The organism is Streptomyces sp. W16, from assembly GCF_033194735.1.
GTDB lineage: Bacteria > Actinomycetota > Actinomycetes > Streptomycetales > Streptomycetaceae > Streptomyces.
Genome location: NZ_JAWOAI010000376.1, coordinates 1 through 10,029, shown reverse-complemented (window position 1 = coordinate 10,029; position 10,029 = coordinate 1). Strand labels below are relative to the sequence as shown.

12 protein-coding genes are annotated in these 10,029 nt (G+C 71.1%); 8 read left to right on the top strand and 4 right to left on the bottom strand.

The window, feature by feature from the left end:
- The coding region (locus tag R6V09_RS36430) for an NTP transferase domain-containing protein (protein ID WP_317885751.1) at positions 1-171 on the bottom strand (171 nt) is incomplete at its 3' end.
- Between the two features lie 190 nt (positions 172-361).
- On the opposite strand from R6V09_RS36430, the gene R6V09_RS36425 reads away from it, so the two are divergent.
- Positions 362-682, top strand: coding sequence for a DUF5955 family protein (locus R6V09_RS36425; RefSeq protein WP_317885749.1), 321 nt, complete (start codon positions 362-364; stop codon positions 680-682).
- Position 683: 1 nt separating this feature from the next.
- On the opposite strand, the gene R6V09_RS36420 is transcribed toward R6V09_RS36425, so the two are convergent.
- Positions 684-1,382: a DUF6304 family protein gene (locus tag R6V09_RS36420; protein WP_317885748.1), complete on the bottom strand. Its 699-nt coding sequence runs from the start codon at positions 1,380-1,382 to the stop codon at positions 684-686.
- Positions 1,379-2,173: an IclR family transcriptional regulator gene (locus R6V09_RS36415; protein WP_317885747.1), complete on the bottom strand. Its 795-nt coding sequence runs from the start codon at positions 2,171-2,173 to the stop codon at positions 1,379-1,381. Before R6V09_RS36415 ends, R6V09_RS36420 begins: the two co-directional genes overlap by 4 nt.
- A 274-nt stretch (positions 2,174-2,447) precedes the next feature.
- On the opposite strand from R6V09_RS36415, the gene allB reads away from it, so the two are divergent.
- Both allB and alc read left to right on the top strand, forming a co-directional pair.
- Positions 2,448-3,785: an allantoinase AllB gene (gene allB / locus R6V09_RS36410; RefSeq protein ID WP_317885746.1), complete on the top strand. Its 1,338-nt coding sequence runs from the start codon at positions 2,448-2,450 to the stop codon at positions 3,783-3,785.
- Between the two features lie 50 nt (positions 3,786-3,835).
- Positions 3,836-4,966, top strand: a complete 1,131-nt coding sequence (gene alc, locus R6V09_RS36405) for an allantoicase (RefSeq protein ID WP_317885745.1) — start codon at positions 3,836-3,838, stop codon at positions 4,964-4,966.
- Between the two features lie 268 nt (positions 4,967-5,234).
- On the opposite strand, the gene R6V09_RS36400 is transcribed toward alc, so the two are convergent.
- The gene (locus R6V09_RS36400) at positions 5,235-5,981 is read right to left on the bottom strand and encodes an SDR family oxidoreductase (protein WP_317885744.1); all 747 of its coding nucleotides are present in this window, start codon (positions 5,979-5,981) and stop codon (positions 5,235-5,237) included.
- Between the two features lie 100 nt (positions 5,982-6,081).
- Here R6V09_RS36400 and R6V09_RS36395 point away from each other — a divergent pair, with 100 nt between their 5' ends.
- From R6V09_RS36395 to R6V09_RS36375, 5 genes are all read left to right on the top strand, one after another.
- Positions 6,082-6,897, top strand: a complete 816-nt coding sequence (locus R6V09_RS36395) for an AIM24 family protein (protein ID WP_317885743.1) — start codon at positions 6,082-6,084, stop codon at positions 6,895-6,897.
- 89 nt (positions 6,898-6,986) lie between these two features.
- Entirely contained in the window at positions 6,987-7,613 is a 627-nt protein-coding gene (locus R6V09_RS36390; RefSeq protein ID WP_317885742.1) for a dihydrofolate reductase family protein, read from the top strand.
- Between the two features lie 91 nt (positions 7,614-7,704).
- On the top strand, positions 7,705-8,610 hold the full coding sequence (locus R6V09_RS36385) for a DMT family transporter (RefSeq protein ID WP_317885750.1): 906 nt from the start codon (positions 7,705-7,707) through the stop codon (positions 8,608-8,610).
- 86 nt (positions 8,611-8,696) lie between these two features.
- On the top strand, positions 8,697-9,086 hold the full coding sequence (locus tag R6V09_RS36380) for a ribonuclease domain-containing protein (protein WP_317885741.1): 390 nt from the start codon (positions 8,697-8,699) through the stop codon (positions 9,084-9,086).
- A 159-nt stretch (positions 9,087-9,245) separates the two neighbouring features.
- A partial coding sequence (locus R6V09_RS36375; protein WP_317885740.1) for a histidine kinase dimerization/phosphoacceptor domain-containing protein occupies positions 9,246-10,029 on the top strand: 784 nt, incomplete at its 3' end.

The following is a 10,029-nucleotide window of genomic DNA, read 5'->3' as shown; positions in this document are numbered from 1 at the left end:
CCCCAGGACCACGTGGACGCGCGTGAGGCCGGCTGTGCGCAGGATCCCGACCGCGTGCTCCACGAGGGGCCGCCCCCGGTGTTCCAGCAGCGCCTTGGGCCGCCCGCCGAGCCGCCGGCCACCTCCGGCGGCGAGCAGCAGCCCGGCCGCCTGCTCTTCGTTTCGCGTCATACGTCCTGCATACCTGACCGGGCGGCGACCGCAGGGAATCCTCAGACTTAATTTCGGTCAGTGGAGTGGCGCACCCCGTGCCCGGTGGCGTTTACTGGCCCGCGTCCCTCGGCGCCCGACCAGTGTTGCGGGGTGCGCGCGGCGGGATCACAAAGTTCTTGCGCACGAAGACGTGCGAGGGGGGAGAGCTGTGTTGCGGAGCTTGGGGCAGAGGTCAGTGACCGGCAGCGACGAGGATCCGAGGGTGGCGGAACTGCGGACCGCGGTGTCCCGGTTGCGCCGCGAACTGGCCGCGCATCCGGCCGAGTTCCCCGACCGTGTCATCGCCGAGGACGAACTCGCGGCGCTGGCCGCGATGACCATCGACGGCATCCCCGAAATCCCGCGCCTGCGCCGCTCGTTGCTCCTGATCGCCGGCGCGATCGGCTCGGTGAGCGCGCTCGCGAGGGGGCTGACGGACGTACGCAACGCGGTGGACCTGTTCGGGCAACCTCGGGGCGGGCAGGGCTAGTTCACCACCAACGGCGCGACGGGAACGGTCCCCGGTAGCCCGTGTGCGTGGTGTTCCGCTGCTCGAACTCCCCGCAGAGCCAGGTCTCCTGGACGAACTCGGTGCGGGCGTCCCAGGCGTCGAAGATGTTGTCCGGGCCGCGCTTGCCCTCGACCAGCCGGTAGATGTCCTTGGCGCTTCGGAAGCAGGCCAGTCCGCTCATCAGCCCGTGCCCCACCGGGTGGTAGTCGGACCACGCGCACGCGACGCAGGCCCGCAGCCGCGTCCCGTCGGGCAGTCGCCGCTGGAGCTCGTTCAGCGCGTCCTCGAAGTCGTGGTCGCCGTCGTTGCGGTACTCGCGGCCGTCCAGGCGCAGGGTGGTGGTCAAGGTCTCCGCCTCCAGCCCCCTGCCCGGTCCGGCCGGCGCCCCGAGCCGCAACGCGCAATCCAGCACCACCGTGCGCACGCCCTGCCCCTCGACCGCGATGGACATCGGCACCTCCCACTCCAGGAGGCAGGAGCACAGCGCCCCGTCGAAGAAGGTGAACGGGTCCTCCGGCGGCTCGCCGCCCAGCGCGCCGAGGTCGTCCATGCTGTCGCCCTCGAAGCGGACGCCCCGGATCGTCGTACGGATCAGCTCCCGCCCGTCCGACTCGAAGACGACCGCCTCGGTGCCGTGCCGGTCGGTGTACCGGCCCGGCCAGAACTGCCCGGCGCTCACGCGGGGTTCTGGCTGGCCAGTGCCTCCGACAGTTCGCCGGCCACCTGCTGGAGCACCGGCACGATCTTCTCGGTCGCCGACTCGGTGACCCGGCCCGCCGGACCCGAGATCGAAATCGCGGCGGCGGTGGGGGAGTTGGGCACGGAGACCGCGAGGCAGCGCACGCCGATCTCCTGCTCGTTGTCGTCGATCGCGTAGCCGAGTCGGCGCACGTCCTCCAGGGCCGCGAGGAAACCCTCCGGCGTGGTGATCGTCTTGTCGGTCGCGGCGGGCATGCCGGTGCGGGCGAGCAGCGCGCGCACCTCGTGGTCCGGGGTATTGGCGAGCAGGGCCTTGCCGACGCCCGTGGAGTGCGGCAGGACGCGCCGGCCGACCTCGGTGAACATCCGCATCGAGTGCTTGGACGGCACCTGCGCCACGTACACGATCTCGTCGCCGTCGAGCAGCGCCATGTTCGCCGTCTCACCGGTCGCCTCGACCAGCCGGGCGAGATAGGGGCGGGCCCAGGTGCCGAGCAGCCGGGACGCCGACTCGCCGAGGCGGATCAGGCGCGGGCCGAGGGCGTACCGCCGGTTCGCCTGCTGGCGGACGTAACCGCAGACCACCAGCGTGCGCATCAGCCGGTGGATGGTGGGCAGCGGCAGGCCGCTGCTCGCGGAGAGCTCGCTCAGGCCGACCTCACCGCCCGCGTCGGCCATCCGCTCCAGCAGGTCGAAGGCGCGCTCAAGGGACTGGACACCACCCGTGGCGGACTTGGTGGAGTCGGTGCTGCTGGCGCTGGACGGCGGCACGGCGCGTTCCTTTCGGCACAGGCGGGAAGGGCTGAAGCCTACCCGGGGGTCGGTTGACTCCCCGCCGGTGCGTAGCTACGTTCTGCTTGCCGGAAGTTTAATTCCGCTTTGTGGAAACGTCCAGAGTGTGCGCGGTGGGCGCATCGTGGAGAGGTGTGCCCTTGACGGTACGGGAGCGGGAGTGAAGACTCCTTCAACAGAACGTTGAATTCCGTTACGTGGACGTAAATCCCGTTACCCGGAAGCAACAACGGCGGCAGAGAGAGGGGTCCGGGTGTCCGACGCTGAACTGGTGGTGCGCTCCACACGTGTCATCACTCCCGAGGGGACGCGCGCGGCGGCGGTCGCGGTCACCGGCGGGAAGATCACGGCCGTCCTCCCCTACGACGCCCAAGTCCCGTTCGGAGCACGGTTCGAGGACTTCGGCGACGACGTCCTGCTGCCCGGCCTGGTCGACACCCATGTGCATGTGAACGACCCCGGCCGCACCCACTGGGAGGGCTTCTGGACCGCCACCCGCGCGGCGGCGGCCGGCGGCATCACCACCCTGATCGACATGCCGCTCAACTCCCTCCCGCCGACCACCACGGTCGACAACCTCCGTACGAAGCAGGAGGTCGCCGCCGAGAAGGCCCACATCGACGTCGGCTTCTGGGGCGGCGCCCTGCCCGACAACGTCAAGGACCTGCGCCCGCTGCACGACGCCGGCGTCTTCGGCTTCAAGGCGTTCCTGTCCCCGTCCGGCGTGGACGAGTTCCCGCACCTGGACCAGGACCAACTGGCCCGTTCCCTGGCGGAGATCGCCGGTTTCGGCGGCCTGCTCATCGTGCACGCCGAGGACCCGCACCACCTCGAAGCGGCCCCGCAGCACAGCGGCCCCAAGTACGCCGATTTTCTTGCCAGTCGGCCCCGCGACGCCGAGGACACGGCCATCGCGGGACTGATCGCGCAGGCCAAGCGTCTCGACGTGCGCGTGCACGTCCTGCACCTCTCCTCGTCCGACGCGCTGCCGCTGATCGCCGCCGCCAAGGCCGAGGGTGTCCGCATCACCGTCGAGACGTGTCCCCACTACCTCACCCTCACGGCCGAGGAAGTCCCGGACGGGGCAAGCGAGTTCAAGTGCTGCCCGCCCATCCGCGAGTCCGCCAACCAGGACCTGCTGTGGCAGGCGCTGGCAGACGGCACCATCGACTGCGTCGTGACGGACCACTCACCCTCCACCGCCGACCTGAAGACCGCCGACTTCGCCACCGCGTGGGGCGGCATCTCCGGCCTCCAGTTGAGCCTCGCGGCGGTGTGGACGGAGGCGCGCAGGCGCGGCTACGACCTTGCGGACGTGGTCCGCTGGATGTCGTCAAGGACCGCACAGCTGGCGGGACTTGAGCAGAAGGGCGCCATCGAGGCGGGCCGCGACGCCGACTTCGCGGTCCTCGCGCCCGACGAGACGTTCACCGTGGACCCGGCCGCCCTCCAACACCGCAACCGCGTCACGGCGTACGCCGGAAAGACCCTCAGCGGCGTCGTGAAGTCGACCTGGCTGCGCGGCGAACGCATCGTGCTGGACGGCGAGTTCACCGACCCGAAGGGCCAACTCCTGACCCGTACCCCCTGATTGACCGATTCCCCGCACCCGCAGCGGCCGACTCCCGAAAGGCAAATTCAGTGACGGCGCAGCATCCATTTCCTTTGGCTCGCTTCACCGGCGACGCGAACCCCTACGGAGGCGGTGACCCGTACGCGGACTACCGCACGGCCGACTTCCCCTTCACCCAGTACGCCAACCTCGCCGACCGGCAGCTCGGCGCCGGAGTCATCGCCGCCAACGACGAGTTCTTCGCCCAGCGCGAGAACCTCCTCGTGCCCGGGCCCGCCGAGTTCGACCCCGAGCACTTCGGCCACAAGGGCAAGATCATGGACGGCTGGGAGACCCGCCGCCGCCGCGGAACCTCGGCCGAACACCCCTGGCCGACGCCGGAGGACCACGACTGGGCGCTGGTCCGCCTGGGCGCGCCCGGCGTGATCCGGGGCATCGTCGTCGACACGGCCCACTTCCGGGGCAACTACCCGCAGGCGGTATCGGTCGAGGGCACCTCGGTGCCGGGCTCCCCGTCCCCCGAGGACCTGCTCTCCGACGACGTGAAGTGGACGACCCTGGTCCCGCGCACGCCGGTCGGAGGCCACGCGGCGAACGGTTTCTCCATCTCGGTCGAACAGCGCTTCACCCACCTCCGCGTCAACCAGCACCCCGACGGCGGCATCGCGCGCCTGCGGGTCCACGGCGAGGTCGTCCCCGACCCGAACTGGCTGGCGGCGCTGGACACCTTCGACGTGGTCGCCCTGGAGAACGGCGGCAGTGCCGAGGACGCCTCCAACCTCTTCTACTCACCCGCCACCAACACCATCCAGCCCGGCCGCTCCCGCAAGATGGACGACGGCTGGGAGACCCGCCGCCGCCGCGACCAGGGCAACGACTGGATCCGCTACCGTCTGGCCGCCCAGTCCCAGATCCGGGCCCTTGAGATCGACACGGCGTACCTGAAGGGCAACAGCGCGGGCTGGGCGTCGGTGTCGGTACGGGACGGCGAGTCCGGAGACTGGCACGAGATCCTCCCGCGCACCCGCCTCCAGCCCGACACGAACCACCGCTTCGTGCTCCCCGCTCCGGCGATCGGCACGCACGCGCGCGTGGACATCTATCCCGACGGCGGGATCTCCCGGTTGCGGTTGTTCGGTTCGCTGACGGACCAAGGGGCGGCGGCGCTGGCGGCCAGGCACCAGGAGCTGGGCGGCTGACGCGAACCGCCAAACGCCGGACGGGCATTGCAGCCCGTCCGGCGCCTTGCCAACGAGACCGGCACAATCCAGCCTGTCCGGCGCCTTGCCAACGAGGCCGCCACAATCCAGCCTGTCCGGTCCCTCTCCAACGCAGGCCGACATAACCCAGCCCGTCCGGCGTTTGAGGACGAGGCCCCTTCAGGGCCGAAGCGGGGTCTGGGGGCGCAGCCCCCAGGGACGCGAGCCCCAACGCACCCCGCACGTACTCGGCTCAACCGCCGGAGGCCTACGCTGAGTGTCCGCCGTCCACCGCGAACTCCGCCCCCGTGACGTAGTCCGCCCCCGCCAGATACGCGACCATCGAGGCCACCTCGTCCGCCGTCCCGAAGCGCCCCAGCGCCGTCATGGCAGCCTGGTCGGCCGCGTACGGCCCGTCCGCCGGGTTCATGTCGGTGTCCGTGGGTCCCGGGTGCACGATGTTCGCCGTGATCCCGCGTCCGCCCAGCTCGCGGGCGAGCGCCTTCGTCAGCCCGATCAGCGCCGACTTGCTCGTCGCGTAGAGCGTGCCGCCCGGTCCCGGCACGCGCTGTGTCATGCACGTACCGATCGTGATGATCCGGCCGCCGGACGCCATCCGCGCGGCAGCCGCCTGCGAGGTGAGGAACACCCCGCGGACGTTCACCGCCAGGACCCGGTCCACGTCGGCGAGGGACAGCCCGTCCAACGGGCCGAGCACACCCACCCCCACGTTGTTCACCAGCACATCGAGCCCGCCCAGCGCTTCCGCCGTACGCTCCACCGCCCCTGCCGCCTCCACGGCATCCGCGGAGTCCGCGCGGAGCGCCACCGCCCGCCGTCCCAGCCGCTCCACGGCCCGTACGACGTCCTCGGCCGCCTCCTTGCCCTCCACATGGGTGACGGCCACGTCCGCGCCGTCCCGTGCCAGCCGCAGCGCCGTCGCCGCACCGATGCCGCGGCTGCCGCCGGTGACCAGGGCGACCTTGCCGTTCAGAGTTCCGTAAGTCGTTGTCATGGACCCATCCCAGCGGCCGGCACACCGGCGCGCTGGCGGCGAACGGACGCCGACCTCGCGCAGCCGGAACTGATTCCGCCACCTCCCGCGTTCTCCCCACGTGACCCTTCAGCAAGAGATCGTCGGCAACGCCATGCAGATGGCGGTCGTCAACCTGAGCCCCGGCCAGACCGTGTACTGCGAGGCCGGGAAGTTCCTCTTCAAGACGACGAACGTGACCATGGAGACCCGTCTGAGCGGCCCGTCCAGCGGCGGACAGCAGCAGGGCGGCGGTGGCTCGGGCGGTATGGGCGGCATGCTGCGCCAGGCCATGGGGACGGCCATGCAGGTCGGCCAGCGCGCGCTCGCGGGCGAGTCGCTGGCGTTCCAGTACTTCACCTCCCAGGGCGGCGAGGGCACCGTCGGCTTCGCGGGCGTGCTCCCCGGAGAGATGCGCGCCCTGGAACTGGACGGCACGCGCGCGTGGTTCGCGGAGAAGGACGCCTTCGTGGCGGCCGAGTCCAGCGTCCAGTTCGGCATCGCCTTCCAGGGCGGCCGGACCGGCATGAGCGGCGGCGAGGGCTTCGTCCTGGAGAAGTTCACCGGGCACGGCACAGTGATCATCGCCGGCGCGGGGAACTTCATCGACCTGAACCCGGCCGACTTCGGCGGTCGCATCGAGGTCGACACCGGCTGCCTCGTCGCCTTCGAGGAGGGCGTCCAGTACGGCGTCCAGCGCATCGGCGGCCTCAACCGCCAGGGCCTGATGAACGCGGTGTTCGGCGGCGAGGGCCTCTCCCTGGCCACCCTGGAGGGCAACGGCCGCGTCATCCTCCAGTCCCTCACCATCGAGAGCCTCGCCAACGCCCTGAAGAAGGCCCAGGGCGGCGACAAGCAGGGCCCGACCGGCGGCATGTTCTCGACACACGCCGGGTGAGACGCCGTAGCGCCGACCGATGAGTTGCGGGGGCGGGCGGGGTCTGAGCTGATGACAACAATCCCCGCAGCAGGAAGCAGGCACCCGACATGGGCAAGCTCGTCTCCACCATCTTCGTCACCCTCGACGGCGTCTACCAGGCCCCAGGCGGCCCCGAAGAGGACACCCGCGGCGGCTTCGAGCACGGTGGCTGGAGCTTCGTGTACGGCGACGACGACTTCGGCCGCTTCGTGGTCGAGGTCTTCGGCCGCTCCGGCGCCTATCTGCTCGGCCGCCGTACGTACGACATCTTCGCCTCGTACTGGCCGAACATGACCGACCCCGCCGACCCGATCGCGTCCAAGCTGAACGCCCTGCCGAAGTACGTCGCCTCGGCCACCCTCACCGACCCCTCCTGGGCCGGTACCACCGTCCTCGGCGGCGACCTCGCCAAGGAGGTCACCGACCTCAAGGAGCGCACCGAGGGCGAGGTCCAGGTGCACGGCAGCGGCGCCCTCGTCCGGTCCCTCCTGGAACTCGACCTCCTCGACACCATCCACCTGGTGACCTTCCCGGTCGTGCTGGGCACCGGCCTGCGCCTGTTCCCCGAGGGCACCGCCCCCAGGGCCTTCAAGCGCACGGGCGGGACGATCACCGGCACCGGGGTGTCCATCCAGTCGTACGACCTGGCGGGGCGTCCGACGTACGGCTCGTACGCGGACCCGGAAAACGCCTAGTCAGCGGGGGGCCGCGCCGGTACGGTGATCGTTCCGTGTGGCAGCCACCGATGTCTCCACCCCTTCGCCGGAGACCGGGAGAGCCGCCCCCATGTCCTCGATCGTCGTACCGCGCGCCGCCGCGCCCCGCCGCACCTGGTCCACCGACCTGCCCGTCCTGCTGGTCGCCGTGGTCTGGGGCGCCAGCTATCTCGCCGCCAAGGACATCACCACGGCCCGCACGGTCCTCGCCGTCCTGGTCCTGCGCTTCGCCCTCGTCCTGCCCGTCCTGGCGGTCGTGGGCCACCGCGCACTGCGCGCCCTGACGGCCGCCCAGTGGCGCGGCGCGGCCCTGCTCGGGCTGATCCTCGCCGGGATCTTCCTGCTGGAGACCTACGGCGTCGTCCACACCTCGGCGACGAACGCGGGCCTCATCATCAGCCTCACCATGATCTTCACCCCGCTCGCCGAGGCCGCGGTGACCCGCACCCGGCCCTCCCGCGCCTTCCTCGGGGCAGCCGGCCTCTCCGTGCTCGGCGTGCTGCTGCTGACCCAGGGCGCCGGCTTCAGCCGCCCCTCCCTCGGCGACCTCCTCATGCTGCTCGCGGCCCTGGCCCGCACCCTGCACGTGCTGGCCATGTCCCGCAGCAAGGCGGTCCGGGGCGCCGACGCGCTGCCCCTGACCACCGTCCAACTCGGCGCCGCCGTCGCGGTGTTCGCTCTGCTGTCGGCCGGCACCGGCCCCACACCGTGGGCGACGGCCGCGGACTTCGGGGCGGGGGAGTGGGCCGGGCTGCTGTTCCTGTCGGTGTTCTGCACCCTGTTCGCCTTCTTCGTCCAGATGTGGGCCGTACGCCGGACCTCCCCCTCCCGGGTCGGCCTGCTGCTCGGCACCGAACCCCTGTGGGCCGCCGCGGCCGGCGTCGCGCTGGGCGGCGAACGGCTCGGCGCGTTCGGGCTGGCGGGCGGCGTCCTCGTACTTGTGGGGACCGCGTGGGGACGCCGGGCCGCGCGTTAACTCCGGGAAAACTCATCGGACTTGACGGGAGAAATCTTCAGAGTTGTCATTGACATGCCATGGTCTACGCGCGTCATCATGTGGTCATGAGATTCCCCCCACGCGCAACACGCATCGGCGCCGCAGCCGCCCTCCTGTCCGCCCTTCTCGTGGGCGGCACCGTCGCCACCGCTTCCCCGGCCGCCGCCGCGGTCGGCAGCATCTGCTACAGCGACCTGCCCGACCAGGCGTACGACACGCTCGACCTGATCGCGACGAACGGCCCCTTCCCCTACTCGCAGGACGGCACCGTCTTCCGCAACCAGGAAGGCGTCCTGCCCAGCCAGACGTCCGGCTACTACCACGAGTACACGGTCAAGACGCCCGGCTCTTCTACGCGCGGAGCTCGCCGGATCATCACTGGCAAGAAGACGCAGGAGGACTACTACACCGCCGACCACTACGTCACGTTCGACCTGATCAACTTCGGCTGCTGAGCCGACGCCAGGCCGCACCACGGCTCACCCCTCGCCCCGCGGCTCCCCCCACGTCCATGGGCCGCGGGGCGAGGCATGTCCGCCGAAAGTCTGTGATGGCGCGACTTTGGTCGCCGATCCCCGTCGGGGTGCGGTCACCGGGCCAGGCCCTGCGTAGATTTGTCGACCGTGACCGATGACAGGACCGCGCAGGTACCGCCGGCGTTCGCCGGGCGCCGCTGGCTGCTGCCGTCCGCCGTGGCCGACGAACTCGATCCCGACGTCGCGGGGCCCAGGCGCTCCCGCCGTACCGCACGCGACTGGGTCGTCGACATCTGCTGCTTCCTGCTGGCCGTGATCATCGGGCTGGCCGCCGCGCAGAGCCTCAGGAACGACACCGCGACCCCGCACCCCCTCGCCGCCGTGGACCAGCTGTTCGGGGTCCTCGCCTGCGGTGCTGTCTGGCTGCGCCGCCGCTGGCCGGTCGGGCTCGCGATCGCGATGATCCCCATCGGCTTCGTGTCGAACACGGCGGGCGGCGCCGCCATGGTCGCCGTCTTCACACTCGCCGTGCACCGCCCCTTCCGCTACGTCGCCTGGATCGGCGGCATCCAAGTGGTCCTGGCCCCGCTCTTCTACTGGCTGCGGCCGGACCCCGACCTGCCGTACGCCGGCGCGGTCCTGTTCACCGAACTGCTCATCCTCACCGTCATCGGCTGGGGCATGTTCGTACGCTCCAAGCGGCAGCTCATGCTCAGCCTGCGCGACCGCGCCCGGCGCGCCGAGACCGAGGCCGAGCTGCGTGCCGAGCAGGCTCAGCGGCTCGCCCGTGAGGCCATCGCGCGCGAGATGCACGACGTGCTCGCCCACCGGCTGACCCTGCTCAGCGTGCACGCCGGCGCGCTGGAGTTCCGGCCGGACGCGCCCCGCGAGGAGGTCGCGCGGGCGGCCGGCGTCATCCGGG

Excerpts from the sequence above, each read along its gene's own strand:
- R6V09_RS36400 (WP_317885744.1), bottom strand. The coding sequence starts at position 5,981 with ATGACAACGACTTACGGAACTCTGAACGGCAAGGTCGCCCTGGTCACC.
- R6V09_RS36390 (WP_317885742.1), top strand. The coding sequence starts at position 6,987 with ATGGGCAAGCTCGTCTCCACCATCTTCGTCACCCTCGACGGCGTCTAC.
- R6V09_RS36385 (WP_317885750.1), top strand. The coding sequence starts at position 7,705 with ATGTCCTCGATCGTCGTACCGCGCGCCGCCGCGCCCCGCCGCACCTGG.
- R6V09_RS36380 (WP_317885741.1), top strand. The coding sequence starts at position 8,697 with ATGAGATTCCCCCCACGCGCAACACGCATCGGCGCCGCAGCCGCCCTC.